Source organism: Pseudomonas sp. P1.31, assembly GCF_001269815.1.
Taxonomy (GTDB): Bacteria; Pseudomonadota; Gammaproteobacteria; order Pseudomonadales; family Pseudomonadaceae; genus Aquipseudomonas; species Aquipseudomonas rustica.
Genome location: NZ_LHVN01000002.1, coordinates 90,648 through 112,650, shown reverse-complemented (window position 1 = coordinate 112,650; position 22,003 = coordinate 90,648). Strand labels below are relative to the sequence as shown.

21 protein-coding genes are annotated in these 22,003 nt (G+C 59.4%); 9 read left to right on the top strand and 12 right to left on the bottom strand.

The annotated features are described in order from the left end of the window. Positions 1 to 319 precede the first annotated feature (319 nt). Genes AD669_RS00605 through AD669_RS00595 form a run of 3 tightly spaced genes read left to right on the top strand, consistent with a single transcriptional unit; the run spans position 320 to position 4,355 of the window. A complete protein-coding gene (locus tag AD669_RS00605) occupies positions 320 to 1,918 on the top strand; it encodes an ABC transporter permease (protein ID WP_053116483.1) in 1,599 nt (532 codons plus the stop codon). Then, positions 1,915 to 2,730, top strand: coding sequence for an ABC transporter ATP-binding protein (locus AD669_RS00600; protein WP_053116482.1), 816 nt, complete (start codon positions 1,915 to 1,917; stop codon positions 2,728 to 2,730). The genes AD669_RS00605 and AD669_RS00600 overlap by 4 nt, the downstream gene beginning before the upstream one ends. 14 nt (positions 2,731 to 2,744) lie before the next feature. Continuing rightward, positions 2,745 to 4,355, top strand: a complete 1,611-nt coding sequence (locus AD669_RS00595) for an arylsulfatase (protein ID WP_053116481.1) — start codon at positions 2,745 to 2,747, stop codon at positions 4,353 to 4,355. Positions 4,356 to 4,460: 105 nt separating this feature from the next. Here the strand turns inward: AD669_RS00595 and AD669_RS00590 are convergent, their stop codons facing one another. Further along, positions 4,461 to 5,534, bottom strand: a complete 1,074-nt coding sequence (locus AD669_RS00590; protein ID WP_053116480.1) for a fatty acid desaturase — start codon at positions 5,532 to 5,534, stop codon at positions 4,461 to 4,463. Positions 5,535 to 5,634: 100 nt separating this feature from the next. Between AD669_RS00590 and AD669_RS00585 the strand changes: the two genes are divergently transcribed. Further along, on the top strand, positions 5,635 to 6,639 hold the full coding sequence (locus AD669_RS00585) for an AraC family transcriptional regulator (protein WP_053116479.1): 1,005 nt from the start codon (positions 5,635 to 5,637) through the stop codon (positions 6,637 to 6,639). Positions 6,640 to 6,642: 3 nt separating this feature from the next. On the opposite strand, the gene AD669_RS00580 is transcribed toward AD669_RS00585, so the two are convergent. From AD669_RS00580 to AD669_RS00565, 4 genes are all read right to left on the bottom strand, one after another. Next, positions 6,643 to 7,866 (bottom strand): type II toxin-antitoxin system HipA family toxin, encoded by a 1,224-nt coding sequence (locus tag AD669_RS00580; RefSeq protein ID WP_053116478.1) that lies wholly within the window; start codon positions 7,864 to 7,866, stop codon positions 6,643 to 6,645. Next, on the bottom strand, positions 7,859 to 8,107 hold the full coding sequence (locus AD669_RS00575) for a helix-turn-helix domain-containing protein (protein WP_007917667.1): 249 nt from the start codon (positions 8,105 to 8,107) through the stop codon (positions 7,859 to 7,861). Before AD669_RS00575 ends, AD669_RS00580 begins: the two co-directional genes overlap by 8 nt. Before the next feature lie 110 nt (positions 8,108 to 8,217). Continuing rightward, positions 8,218 to 9,606, bottom strand: coding sequence for a heavy metal sensor histidine kinase (locus AD669_RS00570; RefSeq protein ID WP_053116477.1), 1,389 nt, complete (start codon positions 9,604 to 9,606; stop codon positions 8,218 to 8,220). Then, positions 9,596 to 10,276 carry a heavy metal response regulator transcription factor gene (locus tag AD669_RS00565; RefSeq protein ID WP_053116476.1) on the bottom strand — a complete coding sequence of 227 codons (681 nt, stop codon included), beginning with the start codon at positions 10,274 to 10,276 and terminating at the stop codon, positions 9,596 to 9,598. Before AD669_RS00565 ends, AD669_RS00570 begins: the two co-directional genes overlap by 11 nt. Before the next feature lie 135 nt (positions 10,277 to 10,411). Here AD669_RS00565 and AD669_RS00560 point away from each other — a divergent pair, with 135 nt between their 5' ends. Both AD669_RS00560 and uraH read left to right on the top strand, forming a co-directional pair. Then, on the top strand, positions 10,412 to 10,897 hold the full coding sequence (locus AD669_RS00560; RefSeq protein WP_053116475.1) for a heme-binding protein: 486 nt from the start codon (positions 10,412 to 10,414) through the stop codon (positions 10,895 to 10,897). A 12-nt stretch (positions 10,898 to 10,909) separates the two neighbouring features. Continuing rightward, positions 10,910 to 11,320, top strand: coding sequence for a hydroxyisourate hydrolase (uraH, locus tag AD669_RS00555; protein WP_008080038.1), 411 nt, complete (start codon positions 10,910 to 10,912; stop codon positions 11,318 to 11,320). A 160-nt stretch (positions 11,321 to 11,480) separates the two neighbouring features. On the opposite strand, the gene AD669_RS00550 is transcribed toward uraH, so the two are convergent. Next, entirely contained in the window at positions 11,481 to 12,158 is a 678-nt protein-coding gene (locus AD669_RS00550; protein WP_053116474.1) for a Crp/Fnr family transcriptional regulator, read from the bottom strand. Between the two features lie 84 nt (positions 12,159 to 12,242). Here AD669_RS00550 and AD669_RS00545 point away from each other — a divergent pair, with 84 nt between their 5' ends. Further along, positions 12,243 to 12,767 (top strand): DUF962 domain-containing protein, encoded by a 525-nt coding sequence (locus AD669_RS00545; protein WP_053116473.1) that lies wholly within the window; start codon positions 12,243 to 12,245, stop codon positions 12,765 to 12,767. Positions 12,768 to 12,875: 108 nt separating this feature from the next. Here the strand turns inward: AD669_RS00545 and AD669_RS00540 are convergent, their stop codons facing one another. The 6 genes from AD669_RS00540 to dibA form a co-directional block, all read right to left on the bottom strand. Beyond that, positions 12,876 to 13,865 (bottom strand): sulfate/molybdate ABC transporter ATP-binding protein, encoded by a 990-nt coding sequence (locus tag AD669_RS00540; protein ID WP_053116472.1) that lies wholly within the window; start codon positions 13,863 to 13,865, stop codon positions 12,876 to 12,878. A 3-nt stretch (positions 13,866 to 13,868) separates the two neighbouring features. Then, complete coding sequence (cysW, locus tag AD669_RS00535; protein WP_053116471.1) at positions 13,869 to 14,741, bottom strand: sulfate ABC transporter permease subunit CysW; 873 nt, start codon at positions 14,739 to 14,741, stop codon at positions 13,869 to 13,871. A gap of 13 nt (positions 14,742 to 14,754) precedes the next feature. Next, positions 14,755 to 15,573, bottom strand: a complete 819-nt coding sequence (gene cysT / locus AD669_RS00530; protein ID WP_008080019.1) for a sulfate ABC transporter permease subunit CysT — start codon at positions 15,571 to 15,573, stop codon at positions 14,755 to 14,757. Positions 15,574 to 15,746: 173 nt separating this feature from the next. Next, entirely contained in the window at positions 15,747 to 16,760 is a 1,014-nt protein-coding gene (locus tag AD669_RS00525) for a sulfate ABC transporter substrate-binding protein (RefSeq protein WP_008080017.1), read from the bottom strand. 148 nt (positions 16,761 to 16,908) lie between these two features. Then, entirely contained in the window at positions 16,909 to 17,091 is a 183-nt protein-coding gene (gene oscA / locus AD669_RS00520; RefSeq protein WP_034151822.1) for a sulfur starvation response protein OscA, read from the bottom strand. Positions 17,092 to 17,415: 324 nt separating this feature from the next. Continuing rightward, positions 17,416 to 19,335, bottom strand: a complete 1,920-nt coding sequence (dibA, locus tag AD669_RS00515; RefSeq protein ID WP_053116470.1) for a phosphodiesterase DibA — start codon at positions 19,333 to 19,335, stop codon at positions 17,416 to 17,418. A gap of 146 nt (positions 19,336 to 19,481) precedes the next feature. Here dibA and desA point away from each other — a divergent pair, with 146 nt between their 5' ends. Both desA and AD669_RS00505 read left to right on the top strand, forming a co-directional pair. Continuing rightward, on the top strand, positions 19,482 to 20,663 hold the full coding sequence (gene desA / locus AD669_RS00510; RefSeq protein WP_053116469.1) for a delta-9 fatty acid desaturase DesA: 1,182 nt from the start codon (positions 19,482 to 19,484) through the stop codon (positions 20,661 to 20,663). Between the two features lie 237 nt (positions 20,664 to 20,900). Beyond that, positions 20,901 to 21,890 (top strand): sensor domain-containing diguanylate cyclase, encoded by a 990-nt coding sequence (locus tag AD669_RS00505; RefSeq protein ID WP_053116468.1) that lies wholly within the window; start codon positions 20,901 to 20,903, stop codon positions 21,888 to 21,890. The last annotated feature ends 113 nt before the right edge of the window (positions 21,891 to 22,003 follow it).

Below are 22,003 nucleotides of genomic sequence, written 5' to 3'. Positions count from 1 at the left end.
TTTTATAGCTTTTAACGCTAAGCGAACAACGCCGGGGCTTGCAGCGGCGTATGCATTAACAGCATCGAAAATATTCTTCGAATGCATTGGATGCGTGTGGGCTGTAAGCCTTAAATGGTCTGGCTTATCTCAAAATAGTATTGATTTGAATATTGTTAGATCATTTTTGCATACGCCACGCAACTTGTAGGAGCCGAGCTTGCTCGCGAAGGGGCCGTGTCAGTCAACGCAACAGTCGACTGATTTAACGCCTTCGCGAGCAAGCTCTGCTCCTACAAAAGCGGTGGTTTGCCATGCAACCCGACAACGGAGGTCACCCATGGCCCGTCAATCCCTGCTCAGTTTGCCGCTGCCAGCGCCACCGCTGAAAAGCCGACGCTCCTGGCCCAGCATCAACCAACGCCTGTTGCCATGGCTGCTGCCCATCAGTCTGTTCGCTCTATGGTGGCTGGCCGCGCGCAACCAATGGATGAGCGAGCAGATCCTGCCGGCGCCGTCGCTGGTGTGGAACAGCGCCGTCGAGCTGTCGCAAGGCGAGCTGTGGAGCCATTTGTGGATCAGCCTGCAACGCTTGTTCTGGGGTTTGCTTGCAGGGATTTCCGCCGGTGCGGTGCTTGGTGCTGCGCTGGGTTTCAGCCGCCGTCTGGAGCGTCTGATTTTCCCGACCTTCGCCGGTCTGGCGCAGGTGCCAACGCTGGCGTGGATTCCGCTGTTCATGGTGTTTTTCGGCATCGGCGAAGTGTTGAAACTGGTGGTGCTGATCAAAGCCATCGTCGTCCCGGTGACCTTGCACACGCTGGTCGGCGTGCGTGACGCTCAGCCGAAACTGCGCGAAGCCGCTGCCGTGTTGCGACTGCCACCGCGCCTGCTGATCCGTCGATTGGTGCTGCCCGCCGCCCTGCCCGCGTTTATGGCTGGCGTGCGTTTGGCGCTGGCCGCTGGCTGGACATCGTTGCTCGCAGTCGAATTGCTCGCCTCCAGCGAAGGCATCGGTTATCTCATGGTCTGGGCGCGACAACTGTTCATGCTCGACATCGTTTTCGTCTGCATCGTGGTGATCGGTTTGATCGGCGTGGCGATGGATCGCGGCATCGGTCTGCTGGATAAAAAACTGGTGCACTGGCCGCACCCGGCCACTGCGGAAATTCGTCGCGGCCCGCGTTATGAAGGCTGGCAGCGTTTGCAACCGTGGCTGCTGCCGCTGGGCTTGCTCGCGCTTTGGCAACTGGCGAACGATCAACAGTGGGTCGATCCGAATATTCTGGTGAGCCCGCTGGCCGTGCTGATTACGGCGTGGGACGGTCTGCTCGATGGCACGTTGATCAACGGCATGGCCCTGAGCCTGGGTCGCACCCTCGGCGGTTTGTTGTTGGGCGGCGGACTCGGTTTGGCCCTCGGCTTGCTGCTGGGCTTGTCACGCACCAGCGAACGTGTGCTCGGCCCGACCCTCGCCGCGCTGCGTCAGATCGCGATTTTCGCCTGGGTGCCGTTGCTCACCGCATGGTTCGGTTTGGGTGAACTGGCGAAGTGGGTGTTCGTCGCCCTCGCCGCATTCTTTCCGCTGTTTATCGCCACGCAACGCAGCGTCGCCAACCTTTCGCCGCAACTCAACGAAGCCGCACAAGTGCTGCGCCTGAGCCTTGGTCAACGCCTGCGTCGTCTGGTGCTGCCAGGCGCGGCACCGGGGATTTTCGCCGGTCTGCGCCTGAGCCTGATCTACGCCTGGCTCGGCACCATCGGCGCCGAATATTTCATGCCGTCCAACGGCGGCATCGGCAGCCAGATGATCGGCGCGCAACAACTGCTGCGCATGGATCTGATCATGGCGTGCATGCTCTTCGTCGGCCTCACCGGCGCCCTGCTCAACCTTATTGGCCAACGCCTGGAAATTCGCGCGACCCGCTGGAGACACGCATGAACGCACCCATTGTCAGCTTCACCCACGTAGGCAAATCCTTCGACGTCGACGGTTTCGAACTGGAGGCGATTCGCGAATTCAACCTGGACATCGCCGAGGGCGAATTCGTCGCCATCGTCGGTTCCAGCGGCTGCGGAAAATCCACCTTGCTGCGTTTGTTGGTTGGTCTTGATACGCAATTTCGCGGGCAGATCACCGTCGATGGCAAAGCCGTCAGCGGCATCGGCGGCGAGCGCGGCATTGTCTTCCAGGAACACCGTTTATTCCCGTGGCTGACCGTCGCCGACAACATCGGCCTCGGCTTGGTCAACGAGCCGCTGAGCGCTGCACAAAAGCAAAAACGCATCGACGATTTCATCGATCTGGTCGGCCTGCGCGACTTCACCCGCGCCTATCCGCACCAACTCTCCGGCGGCATGGCGCAGCGCGTGGCGATTGCTCGTGGCCTCGTCGCCAGCCCGCGCATTCTGCTGCTCGACGAACCCTTCGGCGCGCTCGACGCGCTGACCCGCCAGCAAATGCAGGACGAGCTGTTGGCGATCCGCAACCGCGCGAAAATCACCACCATCCTCGTCACCCACGACGTCGAAGAAGCGATCTTCCTCGCCGACCGCGTGGTGGTGATGGAGCCGCGTCCGGGGCGGATCAAACAAGTGGTCGACATCGCCCTGCCCCATCCGCGCCAGCGCAGCAGTTTCGACTTCCATCAGTTGCGTGAAGAACTGCTGCACGAACTGACCAGTGATGACCATTACCAACCGAGCGTGCCGGTGCAGATCCGCGATCTGCCGCTGACGTTCATTGCCTGCTGAACAGGAGTTTCGCAATGCCGCAACGTCCCAACTTTTTGGTGATTCTGGCCGACGATCTCGGCTTCTCCGACATCGGCGCGTTCGGCGGCGAAATCGCCACGCCGCACCTCGATGCCTTGGCCAATAATGGCCTGCGCCTCACCGACTTTCATACCGCGCCGACCTGCTCGCCGACCCGTTCGATGCTGCTCACCGGCACCGACCACCACATCGCCGGCATCGGCACCATGGCCGAAACGCTGACCCCGGATCTGATCGGCAAACCGGGTTACGAGGGTTACCTCAACGACCGCGTCGTCGCGCTGCCCGAGCTGCTGCGCGAGGCCGGTTATCAAACGTTGATGAGCGGCAAATGGCACCTCGGTTTGAAAGCTGAACTGGCGCCGCATGCGCGGGGTTTCGAGCGTTCGTTTTCGCTGCTGCCGGGCGCGGCCAACCACTATGGTTTTGAGCCGACTTACGATGAGCAAACGCCGGGCCTGCTGAAATCGACCCCGGCGCTGTACATCGAAGATGACCAGTTTCTTGACGAATTGCCCAAGGATTTCTATTCCTCCGATGCCTTCGGCGACAAGTTGCTGCAATACCTCAAGGAGCGTGATCAAACCCGGCCGTTCTTCGCTTACCTGCCATTCTCCGCACCGCACTGGCCGTTGCAGGCGCCCGCTGACATCGTCGATAAATACCGTGGCCGCTATGACGCCGGCCCGGAAGTGTTGCGGCTTGAACGGCTGGAAAAACTCAAAGCCCTCGGCCTGATTGAGCCAGACGTCGAGCCGCATCCACTGATTCAGTTGACCAAACAGTGGGACGCGTTAAGCGACGAGCAAAAGCAGATTTCCGCGCGGGCAATGGAGGTCTACGCGGCGATGGTCGAGCGCATGGACTGGAACATTGGCCGGGTCGTCGATTACCTGCGCCAACAGGGGCAACTCGACAACACCTTCATCCTGTTCATGTCCGACAACGGTGCCGAAGGCGCACTGCTCGAAGCGTTCCCGAAATTCGGCCCGGAACTGGTGACGTACCTCAGCCAGCATTACGACAACAGCCTCGACAACATTGGTCGGGCGAACTCTTACGTCTGGTACGGGCCGAACTGGGCGCAGGTGGCGACTGCGCCGTCGCGGCTGTTCAAAGCGTTTACCACCGAAGGCGGGATTCGCGTGCCGGCGCTGCTGCACTATCCGCAATTAGCGATCAAAGGGCAGATCAGCCATGGCTTCGGCACGGTGATGGACATCACGCCGACGATTCTCGATCTGGCCGGTGTGCGTCATCCGGGCAAGCTGTGGCACGGTAAACCGGTGGCGCCATTGCGTGGCAAATCGTGGCTGGGGTTCTTGTCGGGCGAGACTGCACAGGTGCACGACGAGCACACGGTGACGGGTTGGGAATTATTTGGGCGAAGGGCGATTCGGCAGGGATCGTGGAAAGCGGTGTGGATCCCCGGGCCAGTGGGGCCGGCGACCTGGCAGCTTTATGATTTGAGCAGCGATCCGGGGGAGATTCATGATCTGGCGCTGAGTCAGCCGGAGAAGCTCAGCGCGTTGATCGGGCATTGGCAGCAGTATGTCGAAGAGACCGGGGTGATTTTGAGTGAGTCGCCTTTCCAGCCGGATTGATGCTGCCTGAGGTGTAGCTATCGCGAGCAGGCTCACTCCTACAGTTGGAATGCGTTCCCCTTGTAGGAGTGAGCCTGCTCGCGATGAGGCCCGTGCAGTCAGCCATCAAGCCTGGGCTGTACGCACCTCTTTACTCACCACCTCATCCTGGCGAACAAACCGGTTCGCCCGCCCAAACGTCCCAAAATCATTAAACCTCACCCCCATCTCACGCATCACCTTATGCGCCACCGGCACGGTCATCTGGCGGATATAAAACGGTTCCTTCACCACAAAATGATGAATCCCGTGGCTGCTGCCAAAGTTGAAGCAGAACGCCTGCAACGGCCACAGCCACCAAGGGTTGAGCACCTGACACTGCTGCAGCACGTTACCCAGTTCAACATCGCCGTAGTAATGCATGTTCGAGCTGATGAAGTGCAGGCAAAACGTACGCAAAACATTCGGGCCGATGATCACCACAGCGGCGATATCGATCACCTGCATCACCGACAACGTCGTCGCTGACCATTCAATCGGCGCACCCAGCAGATACGCAATGCCATTGGCCGCATGAAAACCGAGAAACACATACCACGCCCCCCAATGTACCAGCGCCAGCGGCGCGTAGACCTTCAACGTGCGTTTGATGATGCTGAACTTGTGCGCCCAGGTCTTGGCTCGCAGCATGCGGATGAACGCCGACATCACGTTGTCGCCGACCATCAGCAAACGCGCAAAACCCCACGACTCGCCGTTGGTGATCGCGCGCTCCTCCATGTCAGTTTCAGTGCCGGAGACCTTGTGGTGATTGAGGTGCAGATGCCGACGAATCCACGGATTGATCGTGCTCGGCCGCGCCAGCCACACCAGGCCCATCATCAAATTGTGCGGCACGCGTTGCTTGCGGAAATACATGCTGTGGATCAGGTCGTGCTCCAGCTCATGGGTCAGCGAAGCGAAAAACGCATTGAGCAACAGACAAACCCACCACGCCATATGGCCGGTGATGTACAGCGTCGCCGAGCCGATCATCCCGATCAGGGCAAAGGCCAGAATCCCCGCGCCCAACGCGTCCTGATGCTTGAGAATCGGGTAGCGCTCACGCAATTCGACGCCTTTGGCCAGCACCACTTCGCGAATATGTGCTGATCGCTGGGCCGCATTGTGTCGCTGGGGACTTGCAGAAGTACCGTCCATGCTTCCATCCTCGGGTTTATGATGTTCGCATCGTGCCTCGCCAGTGCTTCAATTGCGGTAGCCGAGAACGCCAACCTGTTGACCGGAAGCGCCAATCAGCATGAAGGAACCGACCTCCCTCGCCAGCTGGACCCGTGCCTTGCGCAAACAACTTGATGCGCTGGGGCTGGACAGCATTGCCCTGTGCCAACAGGCCGGGCTCGACCCGAATTTGATGGACGACCCCAACGCGCGCTATCCACTGTCCGGCACCACGCGCCTCTGGGAAATCGCCGTGCAGGTCAGCGGCGACCCGGCGATTGGTTTGCGCGTATCGCGGTTCGTCAGCCCGACTACTTTCCATGCGCTCGGTTATGCGCTGGTCGCCAGCGGCAGTTTGCGTGAAGTGTTTGAACGCATCGTGCGCTATCACCCGGTGGTCAGCGATGCGCTGGAACTGGAACTGAGCCGCAGCGACGACCGCTATCAATTTCGTCTGAAAATTCCGTCAGGCAATCCGGCGCCAGCCTTCGAAGCCATCGACGCGTTCACCGCGATCTACGTGCGCACTTGCCGCAATCGCCTCGGTCGCGACTACGCGCCACTCGCCGTTTACCTGCGCCGTCCGGAACCAACCGACGCGCACCAATGGCACAAAGTCTTCCGCGCCCCGGTGCACTTCGGCTGCGCCGAAGATCGTCTGGAGTTCGCCCTCGTCGACTTCGACAGCCACCTCGACGACGCCAACCCGGAACTCGCTGAACACAATGAAGCTGTGCTCAAACGCACGATGGCTCAGCTCCAGCCGCTGACCTGGGAGCGCAAGGTGCGCGATGCCATCGAAGAACAATTGCCGGAAGGTGAGCCGAGCGCTGAGCGAATTGCTCAAGCGTTGCATTTGAGTTTGCGCAGCTTGCAACGGCATCTGGCGGATGAGGGTTGTCGCTTCGACACACTGCTCAACGAGAGCCGCGAGAACCTGGCGCTGCTGCACCTGCGCGATCCGCAGTGTTCGTTGAGTGAGGTCAGTTATTTGCTCGGGTTCGCCGATACCAGCAGCTTCAGCCGCGCGTTCAAGCGCTGGACGGGGATGACGCCGGGGCAGTTTCGTGACGGGTTGCGCTGATCGTCAGCCTTTAGCCAGACTGCGTTCCATACCGGATGACCATTGTTCGATCATCGCAGCACCCATCGCGGCGAACGCCGGATGACTGGCGCCGTACTCCGCCATTTCGCCCATTGCCACCTGCATACCGATAGCGACTTGCTGCAGTAATTCATTGCAACGCGCCTCCGTCAGATTGCAGGCCGTACGACCGAACCGCATCAGCATTTTGTGCTTGGGCCAAGCCTTCGAGCCACCCAAGAGCAACGCCATACTGTCGTTCTTTATGTAGACCGATGTGGTGATGATGTCGTATGCGGGCGCGAGTCTGATTGTCGATTCCTCGCCGCAGCTTTCGTAAAGCACGCCGAAGTTTTTGAGATGAGCGTCGCCGTTTTTCACGCCTGCGGACAAAGCCACAATCTTGAAAAATGCTTCCAGCGCCAGATTGAGCAATGCAGGCGAAACAAACGCTTTGATCTGCCGGGCCGCGCCTTCGTAAGAGCCGTCGTATTTGGCTTTCGACGGCCAACCGTTGAGTACGCAGAAGTCCTCAAAACCCAGGTAGCCCGTAGCGCTCAAATCAAAGCGCTCGATAACCAGAAACCTGCCATGTTCGCTGAGCTCGAAGTTCGGCACTTCTAGCCCGCAGTGTTGCGCGGCACGCATGCAGAAGTATTCGTTGGTCGCCAAGTGCGGATATTCATCAGCCCGAAAAGCTTTGACCAAATGGGTCGATCCCCGATGCGTCAGACGATCAATCGCAGCCGCACTGTCACGTACCAGCACTTTAGGCTGCACCCCGGACACTCCGGAATACTGGCCATAGGTTTGCAACAGATCCTCGAACAGGCCCTGCGCACCATCGTGCACCAGCAGATCGGCCAGCGACGTTTCAGGCGGGCGATCCGTCATGGATGGGCTGGTAATGGATAACCGACCGAGCTGATAGGGGCCGACAATGGCCAGCAATGCAAAGTCATCGAAGCCGCGAACTGCTTTGCTGAAACGCCGAACCAGCTCATCACGAAGGGCGCCTTCGGGCAGATTCATCTCGAAAACCGGATGAATGCCATGCTCCCAGCGATAACTCTCCAGCCGGGACGGCATTGTCAGTGACACGGCATTTCCAGCACTGGTTTCTTCGCGGTAACTGAAGACGCTGTCGACTCGATCTTGCCCACGCGCCAACGTTCCCACCGCTTGCCCGCCGACACAGACATTTAATCGATCTGACGACTCAATCATGGAAGTTGACCTTTTGCAGCGTATCGAGTGTCGGTCGACGAGACTGACGCGGAACCGCAGTCAGCTCATAGCCAAAACCGTTGAGGATCGCTTCGACTTTGCGTAGGCCGATTTCCGAAATAGTGTTGTTTTCGATCCCCGAAATCGTCGCGCGGCTCATTCCGTATTGCTGAGCCAGTGCCTGCTGGGTCATTTTGTTCGCCTTGCGCAGGGCTTTGATCAACTCGCCAAGCTGTTCCATAGAGCTTCCTGCATCAAATATGGTGCAAATTTAGATATATGCTTAATTTGCATCGCATTTGATGCATTCACTGAACAAGATTAGCCTAGTTCTCAGTGATTACGAAGGAATCACTTGCTCACCACAAACCCCAGTTCAAAAACAGTGCCATCAGCATCACTACTCACCCGCACCTGTCCCCCATGCAACTGCATGATCGACTGCACAATCGCTAGCCCCAAGCCACCCGAATCCCCCGGTTCTGCCCGTGAAGGATCGACGCGGTAGAAGCGGTCGAACAGTTTGCTCAGATGCGCCTGCGCAATCGCCAGGCCCAGGTTGTGCACTTGCAACCAGCACTCACCCGGCTCGTCGCGGCGACGCAGACTGATCACCGATCCTTGATCGGCATGACGCACGGCATTGGCCAGCAGATTGCCGAGCGCCCGTTGCAACAGTTGCTGATCGGCAAGCAGTTCACCGTGCAATTGATTGTCCAGCCGCAGATCTCGGTCATCCGCCAAGGCTTCAAAGTAATCACACAGCTCACCGCCAACGCTGTGCAAATCCAGGGTTTGCAGATTCAGCGCGCGTTCGGCCTGTTCTGCCCGGGCGAGGAACATCAGGTTTTCCGCCATGCGCTTGAGTCGTTCGAACTCTTCCATGTTCGAGGCCAGCACTTCCTGATATTCCTCAGTGCTGCGCGGATGATTCAGCGCCTGACCGTTGCTCGCCAGCAAGGTGTGCAACGGCGTACGAATCTCGTGGGCGAGGTCGGCGGAGAACTGCGACAGGCGCTGCACGCTGTCGTCCAGCCGCGCGAGCATGCCGTTGAGCGCCTGCACCGGTTCAAGCAATTCTGCCGGCGTGCCATTGGCAGGCAGGCGTTGATCAAGGCTACGCAGATCAATGCCGCGCACTGCTTCGCTCAACTGACGCAACGGTTGCAGGCCCCGGCGCAGCAAGAGCAAGCCCAAGGCAAAAGCGAGCAACGCACCGAGGCCAACCGACAGATACAAGCGCATGCGATAGCTGCCGAGCATCTGCTCGCGCTCGCTCAGCACCTTGCCGGCAATGATCGTCAGTGGCTCGCCGTTCGGCCCCTGCGCTTCGCCGGACAACAGCGCCAGTTCAGCACCGTCCGGCGCTTGCCACGTGAGTACATCGGGACGCTGCGGCGTTTGCTCGCGGGGGATGGCGTTCAGTGCGGGCAACTCGCGCTGCCGTGGATTAATCGCGATCACGCTCGATCCGTCGGCGCGGCGCACCAGCAACAGGCTGTCGAGATTGCCGAGCATGTTCTGATACAGCCGAGGCCGCGCCTGCAAAGCGCCGAGGCTGTCGCTGTCGGCGAGCAAGGCGCGCACTTGCTCCAGCCGACCGAGCAACGCGAGGTCGTCGCGGTAGGCGATTTCCGAGGCCAGCGAGCGGTAGAGAAACACGCCAATCGCGCTCAGCACCAAGGCGCAAACAATCGCGAACGCCAGCGCCAGTCGCCAGGCGATCGACTTAGAGCGCATCGTCCGGCGCTTCCAGTTGATAACCGACACCGCGCACGGTGTGGATGAGTTTGGGCATGTACGGATCATCGACTTTCGAGCGCAAACGCCGCACGGCGACTTCGACCATGTTGGTGTCGCTGTCAAAATTCAGGTTCCACACCTGCGAGGCGATCAGCGTGCGCGACAGCACTTCGCCCTGGCGACTGGCGAGCAGTTGCAGCAGGGCGAACTCCTTGTTGGTCAGGGCGATGCGCTGGCCATTGCGGCTGACGCGGCGGCGCAGCACATCGATTTCCAGATCGGCGATGCTGTACGACTCGGCTTCGCGCATCGGCCCGCGGCGCAGCAAGGTGCGCACGCGCGCGAGCAGTTCGGCGAAGGCGAAGGGTTTCAGCAAGTAATCGTCGGCGCCCAGTTCGAGGCCGCGCACACGGTCTTCGATGGCGTCCTTGGCGGTGAGGAACAGCACCGGCGTGGCGCCGCGCTGGCGGATCAGCTGCAGCAATTGCCAGCCATTGAGGCCGGGCAGCATCACGTCGAGGATGATCAGGTCATATTCCTGCTGCTCGATAAAGTAGCGCCCATCGAGGCCATTGAGCGCCACGTCCACGGCAAAACCCGACTCGCCCAGGCCTTTGGCGAGGAAATTTGCGGTTTTGGCTTCATCTTCTACGACCAGCAAACGCATGGCACACCTCGATTGATAGGCACACAGGCTAGGCGCCTTCGGCGACGTTGCCCATTACAAACTTGTAATCCAACTGACGAGGTTCTGACGAAGACCGGCGATTAAGGTGACGGCCTTCGCTTCTGGAGCTTGTCCATGACCCTGAAATTCTTGCTCGCCAGCCTGACCCTCGGCCTCAGCGCCGGGGTTTACGCCAGCCCGGAACTGCCGCGTCACGCTGACCTCGACCTGAAAACCGCACGGCTGCTCGCCGACACCGCCATGGCCAACTGCACCGGCACGGTGTCGGTGCTCGACCGTGGCGGCAATCTCCTGGTGACCTTGCGCGGCGACGGCGTTGGCCCGCACAACACCGCCGCCAGCCAGCGCAAGGCGTACACCGCACTGTCGACCAAAACCGCCACCCGCCTGTTTGCCGAACGTGCTCGCAGCAATCCGGAAACCGCCAACCTCAACACCCTCGACGAATTGTTGTTGCTCGGCGGCGGTATTCCGCTGTTCCTCGGCACTGAACTAGTGGGCGCGATGGGCGTGGCCGGTTCCGGCGGCGGTGAGCAAGACGAAAACTGTGCGATCAAGGCTGCCGAAAAAACCGGCTTGGCCACCACCCGTTCCCAATAAGGAGATGCATCGATGAATACTTTGCGCATGACTTTCGCAGCGCTCGGCCTGAGCGCTTTCTCAAGCCTGGCGCTGGCCGCCGGTAATCCGTTGAGCGTGCATGTGCTCAATCTGGAAAACGGCCTGCCGTCGCCGGGCATCAACGTGACCCTGGAGAAACACGTCGGCGAAAACTGGCAGCCGCTGGCTCAGGGCACCACCAATGAACAAGGGCGGATTGCCGAACTGTTCCCGGCCAAGCAGCCTTTTGAAGCGGGGGAATACCGCGTGGTGTTCAAAACTGGCGAGTACTTCAAGAAGGTCAAGCACGACACGTTCTTCCCGGAGATTCCGGTGATTTTTGAAGTGAAGCAGACGGATCAGCACTATCACATCCCGCTGCTGCTCAGCCCGTACGGTTTCTCGACCTATCGCGGCTCGTAAAAATAAACACAGATCCTTTGTTGGAACTGGCAACTGTGGCGAGGGGATTTATCCCCGATGGACTGCGCAGCAGTCCCATTTTCAGGGCCGCTGCGCGCCCCATCGGGGATAAATCCCCTCGCCACAAGTATGGGTTTCCACTGTGGATAATGTGGCGCCGTTAGATTGTGGCCAGGGCGCGCAATCGCGTGGCATCGAGGATTTCGATCTCGCCGTACCCGAGCCCGATAATTCCTTGCCCCTGCAAATCCTTGAGGATCTGGTTAGTGGTCTGCCGCGACAGCGACAGCATCGACGCCAGTTGCTCCTGCGGCAGTTGCAGCACCCGGCGTGGCGCGTCGAGTTCGCCGTAGCCTTCGGCGATCATCAGCAAGCGGTGCGCCAGGCGTGCCGAGGCTGGCAGCAGGCTCAGTTGTTCGAGGTTGATAAAAGTCAGGCGCAGTTTGTGGCTCATCAGCAGCGCCAGATGTCGCCAGTACACCGGGTTCTCATCCAGCAACTTCAGCAACGTCGCCTGGGGGATATTCAGCAGCGTACACGGCCCGACTGCATAAGCATCATGCGTACGCGGCTGCCCGTCGAACAGGCAGATTTCGCCAAACCAGTGCGGCGCCTCCACCAGACTCAACAACGCCTCTTTGCCCTGCTCACTCACCGCACCAATGCGCACCGCGCCCTCAAGCACCGCGTACAAACCGCAAGGCGCATCACCACGCTGAAACAAGCGCTGCCCCGCCGTCAGCCGCCGCTCCCGGGCCGCCGCCAGCAAGCTATCCTGAAAGGACACCGGCAGATGACTGAACCACTGGCCGCTCATCAGCCGTGAACGAATTTGCATAAACACTCCTGGATTGTCGCCTGCCTGACAGAGCGAACCCTGATCCCGAGGGATGATGCGATCAACCCTATCGGAGGAACAACAATGAAAAGCCTCGTCGACCATCTCAGTCAATACGCCGCCTACCACCGTGATCCGCGCAACATCGCCAGCCACTTTATCGGCATTCCGCTGATTGTGGTGGCGGTGGCGGTTTTGTTGTCGCGGCCGGAATGGTCGCTTGGCGGGTTGTGGATATCTCCAGCCGTTATCGTGGCGCTGGCCTCGGCGTGGTTTTACCTGAGACTGGAAGTGAAGCTCGGCGTATTGATGACCGCGCTGATGGGCCTGTCGGTCTGGGCCGGGCACGTCTTGGCGCAGCAGAGCACCATGGTCTGGCTGAGCAGCGGGCTGGCGATGTTTGTGGTGGGCTGGGTGATCCAGTTTGTCGGGCATCACTATGAAGGGCGCAAACCGGCGTTTGTCGATGATGTGTCGGGGCTGATTGTCGGGCCGTTGTTTGTGGTGGCCGAGTTGGCGTTCATGCTCGGGATGCGGCATGAGTTGAAAGAGCAGATCGAGGCGCGGGCGGGGGTTGTGCGAGTTAATCCGAATAGTGCGGCTGTCTGAATCGCTTTCGCGAGCAAGCTCGCTCCCACAGTGGACTGGTGCTGAACACAAAATTCATGTCCGACCGAATTACCTGTGGGAGCGAGCTTGCTCGCGAAGCTTTTGAGCTTAGAGGCTGGCGACTTTCTGCCAGACCTTCGGCTTGAAGAACAGGGTTTCACCCTTGGCCAACCCGATCAGGCTGTCGTGGTCTTTCACCACTTCAGCCTCGATCAAATCCGTCTGCCCCTCAACCTTCAACGTCACCCGCGTGGTCGCGCCCAACGGCCGGATATCGCGCACCTCTGCCGCATGGTGATCTTCCAGCTCATGCCTCGACAACGACACCTCATGCGGACGGAACAGCACGTGATTATCGTCGCTCAGCAGCAAGCGGTTCGAATCGCCGAGGAAGTGATAAACAAAATCGCTGGCCGGGTTTTCGTAGACGTCGCCCGGTGAGCCGATCTGTTCGATCACACCCTTGTTCATCACCACGATACGGTCAGCGACTTCCATCGCCTCTTCCTGGTCGTGGGTCACGAACACCGACGTCAGGTTGATGTCTTCGTGCAGACGCGCCAACCAGCGGCGCAATTCCTTACGCACCTTGGCATCAAGGGCGCCGAACGGCTCATCCAGCAGCAACACTTTCGGCTCCACCGCCAAGGCGCGGGCCAGCGCAATACGCTGACGCTGACCACCGGACAACTGCTCCGGATAACGATCCGACAACCAATCCAGCTGCACCATGTTCAGCAGTTCGTGAACCTTGACCGCGATCTGGCTTTCGCTCGGGCGCTGGTTTTTCGGTTTCATGCGCAGGCCGAACGCGACGTTGTCGAACACGGTCATGTGGCGGAACAACGCGTAATGCTGGAACACGAAACCGACGTTACGATCACGCACGTCGTGGCCGGAAACGTCTTCACCGTGGAAAACGATGTTGCCGTTATCCGGGGTTTCCAGACCGGCAATGATCCGCAGCAGCGTGGTCTTGCCGCAGCCCGACGGGCCGAGCAGCGCGACCAGTTCACCGCTGTGAATGTCCAGGCTGATGTTGTCCAGCGCCTTGAACGCATTGAAATTCTTGCTGACGTTACGCACTTCGATCGACATGAATTATTCCTCCGCGGCGCTGGCGCGCAGGCGGTTGATACGGTTTTCGCTCCACTGCTTGGCCAGCAGGATGAAGAGCGCCAGGATCAGCAACAGGCTCGCCACGGCGAACGCGGCCACGTGGTTGTATTCGTTGTAGAGGATCTCGACGTGCAGCGGCAAGGTGTTGGTCACCCCGCGAATGTGCCCGGAAACCACCGACACCGCACCGAATTCACCCATGGCCCGCGCGGTACACAGCACCACGCCATAGATCAGGCCCCACTTGATGTTCGGCACGGTGACATGCCAGAACATCTGCCAGCCGTTGGCGCCGAGCAGGCGCGCGGCTTCCTCTTCCTGCGTGCCTTGTTCCTGCATCAGCGGGATCAGCTCACGGGCCACGAACGGCACGGTGACGAAGATCGTCGCCAGCACGATGCCCGGCAAGGCGAAGACGATCTGGATGTCGTGATCCTGCAACCACGGCCCGAACAGGCCCTGCGCGCCGAACATCAGCACGTAGACCAGACCGGCGATCACCGGCGACACCGAGAAAGGCAGGTCGATCAGCGTCACCAGCATGCTCTTGCCACGGAACGAGTATTTGCTCACGCACCACGCGGCGCTGACGCCAAACACCAGGTTCAGCGGCACCGAAATCAGCACGGCGAATACGGTGAGTTTCAGTGCCGACAGTGCGTCCGGTTCAAAGATCGCGGTGAAGAACGCACCGAGGCCATTCTTCAAACCCTGCGATACGACGATGAACAACGGCAACAGCAGAAACAGGAAAAAGACCAGCCAGCCAAGGCCGATCAGCACTCTGCGCGAAGTGGCACTGCCACGGCGTGCAGCGTTGGCCGAAGAGGCGGCCGCAATAGACGATCGGGACATTGTTCGCGCCTCCTTATGGGGTTTCGATGCGTCGCTGCAGCAAGTTGATCAGCAGCAACAGGACGAAGGAAACCACCAGCATCAACACGCCGATAGCGGTGGCGCCGGTGTAATCGTATTGGTCAAGTTTGACCATGATCAGCAGCGGCAGGATCTCGGTTTTCATCGGCATGTTGCCGGCGATGAAAATCACCGAACCGTACTCGCCAACGCCACGCGCGAACGCCAGGGCAAAACCGGTGAGCCAGGCGGGCAGCAGCGCGGGGACGAGGATGTGGCGGAACACCTGCAAGGGTTTCGCACCGAGGCACGCGGCGGCTTCTTCGACTTCACGAGGGATGTCGGCCAGCACCGGCTGCACCGTGCGCACCACGAATGGCAGTGTGACGAAGGTCAGCGCGAGGGTGATACCGAGCGGGGTATAAGCGATTTTGAAACCGAGGTCAGCGGCGAATTGCCCGACCAGGCCGGCCGGCGCATACAGCGCGGTCAGCGCGATACCGGCTACGGCGGTCGGCAGCGCGAACGGCAGATCGATCATCGCGTCGATCACCTTGCGCCCCGGGAACGTGTAACGCACCAGCACCCAAGCCAGCAGCGTGCCGATGATGCCGTTGATGATCGCGGCACACAGCGCGGTGCCGAAGCTCAGCTTCAATGCCGCCAGCACGCGCGGTGCGGAGATGATCGCCCAGAACTGATCCCAGGTGAGTTGAGCGGCGTGGACGAACATCGCCGCCAGCGGGATAAGCACAATCAGGCTGAGGTACACCAAGGTGTAACCCAGCGTCAGCCCGAAGCCGGGTATGACGGGGGAGATACGACGCGACATAAAAGTCCTTGGTTAAAAAGCATTCCGCTGAACGCACCAATGTGGGAGCGAGCTTGCTCGCGAAGAGGGAGTATCAGCCAACTCTATGTCGTCTGACACTCCGCTTTCGCGAGCAAGCTCGCTCCCACATTTTCCGCGCCTGGCTTCAGGCTTGATGTGTGGCTGAAGTCAGATTACTGCGCCTGATAAATCTGGTCGAACACGCCACCGTCGTTGAAGAATTTCGGTTGCGCAGTTTTCCAGCCGCCGAAGTCTTTGTCGATGGTCACCAGATCCAGTTTCGGGAACTGCTGGGCGTATTTGGCAGCGACTTCTTTGTCACGCGGACGGTAGAAGTTTTTCGCGGCGATTTCCTGACCGGCCGGGCTGTACAGGTGTTTCAGATACGCTTCGGCGATCTGCTCGTTGCCTTTTTTCTCGGCATTCTTGTCGACCACGGCCACTGGTGGCTCGGCGAGGATCGACAGCGAAGGCACGACGATGTCGAACTTGTCCGCACCGCCATCTTCTTTCAGGGCCAGAAACGCTTCGTTTTCCCAGGCCAGCAACACGTCGCCCTGACCGTTGTTGACGAAAGTAATGGTCGAACCGCGCGCACCGGTGTCGAGGATCGGCACGTGCTTGAACAGGGTCTGTACGTATTCTTTAGCTTTGGCTTCGTCACCGCCATTGGCTTTCAGGCCGTAGGCCCACGCGGCGAGGAAGTTCCAGCGTGCGCCGCCGGAGGTTTTCGGGTTCGGGGTGATCACCGAGACGTCGTTCTTGACCAGATCGCCCCAGTCCTTGATGCCTTTCGGGTTGCCCTTGCGTACCAGGAAGACGATGGTCGAGGTGTACGGCGTGCTCGCTTCCGGCAGACGCTTCTGCCAATCGGCCGGCAGGGTCTTGCCGAGTTTGGCGATTTCGTCGATGTCGCCGGCCAGAGCCAGAGTCACCACGTCAGCGCGCAGACCGTCGATCACCGCGCGGCCCTGCTTGCCCGAACCACCGTGGGATTGCTGGATTTTCACGGTGTCGCCGGCATGATCTTTCTGCCAGAACTTGATGAACTCGGCGTTGTAGTCCTGATACAGCTCGCGCGTCGGGTCATACGACACGTTGAGCAGCTCGTAATCCTTGGCAACGGCAGAACCGGCAAACACAGCACTGGCCAGGGCGGCCAAAGCGTAACGGCGAATCGACGACATGGTGAAAGCTCCTGGAATTCGGGTGGTGGCTTTTTTCTTATGTATTTCGCAAATCGTGGTGCCGGTTCAAAGATCGCAGCCTTCGGCAGCTCCTACACACACAGCCCCCTGTAGGAGCTGCCGCAGGCTGCGATCTTTTGATCTTCACTCAGCCCGGTTGCTTACCCGGTTGCTGCAAACGAAATTTCTCTTTGCGTTCGATCTGCACGACTTGCGCGTTGTGCACAGTGATCTCCACCGCGCCAAATCGCAGATCGCGCAGAGCGCTCTGGATTTCACGCAAAATGGTGGTTTCGTCCTGACCGTCAACGCTGCGAAGGGATGCGCTCATGGTGCTGCTCCTTTGAATGGGATATGCCTGGCAGTGGGCGGCACTGCGTTCGGCGTGGGAGCAATATAAGAGAGGCGCGGATATTCTTAAAAAGACTATTTAAGAATGTTTATATAACTGAAAAACATTATGTGACGGGGCAAGGGTTTGCGCCGATCTGTGAGCGACAGATAACCCTGTGGCGAGGGGATTTATCCCCGATAGACTGCGCAGCAGTCCCGATTTTTTGGGGCCGCTGCGCGCCCCATCGGGGATAAATCCCCTCGCCACAGGTTTTGCACACACCTCTGTTTTTTGCGTGCACCTCAGGCTTTTTGTCAGCTATCAGCCAATAACTGGTGCTTTCATCCAATCAATCTCAACCGCTGGAACCGGCCGCCCAAACCAATACCCCTGCCCCAGATCACATGCCTGCTCCAGCAAAAACACCGCCTGCTCCGCCTGCTCGATCCCTTCAGCGTGCACCTGCATACCCATGCTGCGCGCCAGCGCGATGATGACCCGGACAATCGCTGCGTCATCCTCGTCCCACGGCAGCCCCGCGACAAACCCCTGATCAATCTTCAGCTTCTGCACCGGCAAGCGCTTGAGCCGCAACAGCGACGAATAACCGGTACCGAAATCATCAATCGCCAGACGAATCCCCAACTCACGCAAGCGGTGCATCTGCTCCAGCGCCACTTCCGGATCGTCCATCACAGCGCTCTCTGTAACTTCCAGCTCCAGATACGCCGGATCCAGCCCAGTCTCGCGCAGCACCTGTGCCACTTGTTGATACAGCTCACGCCGCGCAAACAATCGCGACGAAACATTTACCGCAACAAACGACAGCACCACCCCGGCCCGCTGCCACTCGCACATTTGCTGGCAAGCCTGCTGCATCACCCAGGCATCGATTTCGGCGATCAACCCGGTGCGCTCGGCAATCGGAATGAATTCCGCAGGCGACACCAGTCCACGCTGCGGATGCTGCCAGCGCACCAGCGCTTCTACGCCGATCAGGCGACTGGTTTTCAGGTCATGCACCGGTTGGTAGTAGACGCGCAGCTCTTGCAGTTCCAGCGCGCGGCGCAGTTCGAAAGCGATTTCGACGCGTTGCTGAGCGTGAGCGGTGAGCTCTTCGGTGTACAAGGCGTAACCGTTGCGCCCGCTGTTCTTGGCTTTGAACAGCGCGGCATCGGCGTTGCGCAGCAGTTGTTCCGCGCTCAAGGCATCGCTGGGGAACAGGCTGATGCCGATGCTGGCATTGATGAACAGTTCGTGGCCGTCGATGCAGAACGGTTCTTTGCAGCCATCGAGAACGCGCTGGGCCAGAGCCGCCGCTTGCGCAGGCTGTGGACAACTTTCCGCGAGCACCGCGAACTCGTCACCGCCGAGCCGCGCCAGGGTGATGCCGGGGCCGAACAGTTCCTGCAACCGCGCCGCCACCGCTTTGAGTAGCCGATCACCGACGTTATGCCCGAGGCTGTCGTTGATCATTTTGAAGAAATCCAGATCGATCAGCAGCAGCGCACAGCCACGTTTGTGGGTCTGCGCAGAGGTCAGCGCTTGCTCTGCGCGGTCGCTGAACAGTAGGCGATTGGGCAGATCGGTCAATGGGTCGTGGTGGGCGAGGCGTTTGAGTTCGTGCTCGGAATCCTTGATCGCGGTGATGTCGGAAAACACCGCCACGTAATGGCTGACCTCTCCGCGATCATCGTGAATGACGCGGATGGTTTGCCACTGTGGATAAATCTCGCCGCTTTTACGCCGGTTCCAGATTTCGCCGCTCCACTCTTCCTGCGACGCCAACGTGGCGAACATCGCCTGATAGAAACCCGGCGGGTGATGGCCGGATTTGAACAGGCTCGGACGCTGACCGATAACTTCTTCACGCTGATAACCGGTGATTTCGATAAAGGCGCGGTTAACGTGGACGATCAGCCCCTGACGATCGGTGACCAACACGCCTTCGCGGGTGCAATCGAACACGGCCGCCGCCTGCCGCAGACGCTCGCGATCAGCGTGCCGTTCGCGCAACCGCGCTCCGATGCCGAGAAACTCACACAACCGCGCCCGCGCCAGAAAAATCAGCCCGGCGCTGACCGCCGCAAACAGATAACCGTTGATCAGTTGCCAACGAGCAAGATCGACGGATTTATCGAAGAAATTGTTTAATAAATAATCAGAACCTTGCAACCAGACAGCGGCAAGCACGAGATAGAGCAGCGCTGCACGCAAGGCATCGCGATAAGTGGCAGACATTCGGCTGTCCATGTCCCTACAAAAAGGTTGGAATTATAGGCCAAGTAACATCCAGCGACTCTTATCTGAAAGGGCGACTGGTTTTATCTGTGTGCTTAGTGATAATGCAACGGCTGTTTTTATCTTTATCGAGGGCCCTATAGCCTATGTGGTACGAAGGTTTTCTTGGCTTGTCGGCCTGGTCTCTGGTCGCGGTCACCCTGCTGATGACCCACGTGACGATTGTAGCCGTCACCGTCTATCTGCACCGTTATTCGGCCCATCGCTCGCTGGAGCTGAATGCTGGCCTGAAACATTTCTTCCGTTTCTGGCTGTGGCTGACCACAGCGCAGAACACTCGCGAGTGGACAGCCATCCACCGTAAACACCACGCCAAGTGCGAAACCGAGGAAGACCCGCACAGCCCGGTTATCAAAGGTCTTTCCACCGTCCTGCGTACCGGTGCCGAGCTGTACCGCGCCGAAGCGCAGAACCCGGAAACCCTGCGCATCTACGGCAAGAACTGCCCGGAAGACTGGATCGAACGCAACGTCTACAGCCGTTATCCGCTGCTGGGCGTGGCGATCATGGGGGTTATCGACCTGATGCTGTTCGGCACCATCGGCATCACTATCTGGGCGATCCAGATGATGTGGATCCCGGTGTGGGCCGCTGGCGTCATCAACGGCTTGGGCCACGCGGTCGGCTATCGCAACTTCGAATGCCGCGACGCGGCGACCAATCTGGTGCCGTGGGGCATCCTGATCGGCGGCGAAGAACTGCATAACAACCATCACACCTACCCGAACTCGGCCAAGCTGTCGGTGAAGAAGTGGGAGTTCGACCTCGGTTGGGCGTGGATCAAAGTCTTCAGCTTCTTCCGTCTGGCCAAGGTTCAGCGCGTTGCACCGATCGCCCACCGTGTCGAAGGCAAGGGCAATCTGGACATGGACACCGCGATGGCGATCCTCAACAACCGCTTCCAGATCATGGCCCAGTACCGCAAATTGGTGATCGGCCCACTGGTTCAGCAAGAACTGGCCAAGGTCGATCACTCGGTGCGTCACCAGTTCCACCGGGCCAAGCGCCTGCTGTCGCGGGAAACCAGCCTGCTGGAAGACCGTCACCACTTGCGCATCCAGAACATGCTCGAGCACAGCCAGGCATTGAAGGTGATTTACGAAAAACGCCTGGCCCTGCAGCAGATCTGGGTCAAGACCAGTTCCAATGGCCACGACATGCTCGCCGCCATCAAAGAGTGGGTTCACGAAGCGGAAGCCAGCGGTATCCAGTCTCTGCGCGACTTCGCCGGCCAACTGAAAACCTACTCCCTGCGCCCTACTGCCTAACGCTGTCCCCTGTGGCGAGGGGATTTATCCCCGTTCGGCTGCGCAGCAGTCGCAAAACCTGCAACCGCGTTTTAACAATTAAAACGCGGTTGCAGCACCACCCAGCGGCAATCCCCCCTTCCCCTGCAAAATCCGGGAACTTCGCCCAAAATCCCCTATCTCAAAGACACTTCGCCATCCCGGCGGGCTGTTCTGTGGCCGTTGTCGATTGCGGCACGCCCTTTGAGACTTGTGCCGATGGTCAATAACAACCAAAAAGACTCATCTTTCCCGCAGTGGCCCGAAGCCGCGCAAACCCTCATGGCGTTGATGCACGCCCAGGGCGAAGTCGCCCGTTTGAGCGAACGCGAACAGCTGTTCAGCTCGCTGCTGGTCAGTGTCAACGCGGTGCTTTGGGCGTTTAACTGGGAAACTCGTCAGGTGCTGTACGTCAGCCCCGCGTATGAACGAATTTTCGGCCGTTCCGCCGGCCTTCTCCTCGCCGACTACAACCAGTGGCGCGACAGCATCTACCCCGACGACCTCGAATACGCCGAACGCAGCCTCGCCGAAGTCCTGCACAAGGGCGCGGTGGAAGACCGCGAATACCGGATCATCGCCGCCGATGGCCAGATCCGCTGGCTCAGCGACAAATGCTTCATCAATCGTCAGGACGATAGCGGGCAACCGGTGATCATCGTCGGCATTGCCGAAGACATCACCGAAAAGAAGCAGATGGAAACCGAGCTGCATCGTCTGGCGACCACCGACGTGCTGACACAAAGCAGCAACCGCCGACACTTCTTTGAATGCGCCCACCGCGAGTTTGAAGAGGCGCGGCTGCAAGGTTCGCCGATGGCGTTTCTGTTGCTGGACATTGATGACTTCAAAGTGATCAACGACAGTTACGGGCATCCCGAGGGCGACAACGTGTTGCAGCGAGTCGCCGAGTGCGGGCGCGGCTCGCTACGACGCGGCGATCTGTTCGGGCGGATTGGCGGGGAGGAATTTGCGGCTGTGTTTCCAGGGTGCGCGCCGGACATGGCGATGCAGGTCGCGGAACGCTTGCAACAGGAGATTCAACGTCTGAGTTTCAACCACGATGGCCAGACCTTCAGCATCACCGTGAGCCAGGGCCTAACCAGCCTCACCGACGAAGATGAAAGCCTCGACAGCCTGTTCGCCCGCGCGGATGCAGCGATGTACGAAGCCAAGCGCCAAGGCAAGAACCGCATTATCTCTGCCTGAATATTCGATTTGAAATGCGAACCTGTGGCGAGGGGATTTATCCCCGCTGGACTGCGCAGCAGTCCCCTGCTTTTTTGAATCAAAAGAGGGGCCGCTCCGCAGCCCAACGGGGA

Coding starts and splice junctions, on each gene's coding strand:
- AD669_RS00605 (WP_053116483.1), top strand. CDS start 320: ATGGCCCGTCAATCCCTGCTCAGTTTGCCGCTGCCAGCGCCACCGCTG.
- AD669_RS00600 (WP_053116482.1), top strand. CDS start 1,915: ATGAACGCACCCATTGTCAGCTTCACCCACGTAGGCAAATCCTTCGAC.
- AD669_RS00595 (WP_053116481.1), top strand. CDS start 2,745: ATGCCGCAACGTCCCAACTTTTTGGTGATTCTGGCCGACGATCTCGGC.
- AD669_RS00590 (WP_053116480.1), bottom strand. CDS start 5,534: ATGGACGGTACTTCTGCAAGTCCCCAGCGACACAATGCGGCCCAGCGA.
- AD669_RS00585 (WP_053116479.1), top strand. CDS start 5,635: ATGAAGGAACCGACCTCCCTCGCCAGCTGGACCCGTGCCTTGCGCAAA.
- AD669_RS00580 (WP_053116478.1), bottom strand. CDS start 7,866: ATGATTGAGTCGTCAGATCGATTAAATGTCTGTGTCGGCGGGCAAGCG.
- AD669_RS00575 (WP_007917667.1), bottom strand. CDS start 8,107: ATGGAACAGCTTGGCGAGTTGATCAAAGCCCTGCGCAAGGCGAACAAA.
- AD669_RS00570 (WP_053116477.1), bottom strand. CDS start 9,606: ATGCGCTCTAAGTCGATCGCCTGGCGACTGGCGCTGGCGTTCGCGATT.
- AD669_RS00565 (WP_053116476.1), bottom strand. CDS start 10,276: ATGCGTTTGCTGGTCGTAGAAGATGAAGCCAAAACCGCAAATTTCCTC.
- AD669_RS00560 (WP_053116475.1), top strand. CDS start 10,412: ATGACCCTGAAATTCTTGCTCGCCAGCCTGACCCTCGGCCTCAGCGCC.
- uraH (WP_008080038.1), top strand. CDS start 10,910: ATGAATACTTTGCGCATGACTTTCGCAGCGCTCGGCCTGAGCGCTTTC.
- AD669_RS00550 (WP_053116474.1), bottom strand. CDS start 12,158: ATGCAAATTCGTTCACGGCTGATGAGCGGCCAGTGGTTCAGTCATCTG.
- AD669_RS00545 (WP_053116473.1), top strand. CDS start 12,243: ATGAAAAGCCTCGTCGACCATCTCAGTCAATACGCCGCCTACCACCGT.
- AD669_RS00540 (WP_053116472.1), bottom strand. CDS start 13,865: ATGTCGATCGAAGTGCGTAACGTCAGCAAGAATTTCAATGCGTTCAAG.
- cysW (WP_053116471.1), bottom strand. CDS start 14,741: ATGTCCCGATCGTCTATTGCGGCCGCCTCTTCGGCCAACGCTGCACGC.
- cysT (WP_008080019.1), bottom strand. CDS start 15,573: ATGTCGCGTCGTATCTCCCCCGTCATACCCGGCTTCGGGCTGACGCTG.
- AD669_RS00525 (WP_008080017.1), bottom strand. CDS start 16,760: ATGTCGTCGATTCGCCGTTACGCTTTGGCCGCCCTGGCCAGTGCTGTG.
- oscA (WP_034151822.1), bottom strand. CDS start 17,091: ATGAGCGCATCCCTTCGCAGCGTTGACGGTCAGGACGAAACCACCATT.
- dibA (WP_053116470.1), bottom strand. CDS start 19,335: ATGTCTGCCACTTATCGCGATGCCTTGCGTGCAGCGCTGCTCTATCTC.
- desA (WP_053116469.1), top strand. CDS start 19,482: ATGTGGTACGAAGGTTTTCTTGGCTTGTCGGCCTGGTCTCTGGTCGCG.
- AD669_RS00505 (WP_053116468.1), top strand. CDS start 20,901: ATGGTCAATAACAACCAAAAAGACTCATCTTTCCCGCAGTGGCCCGAA.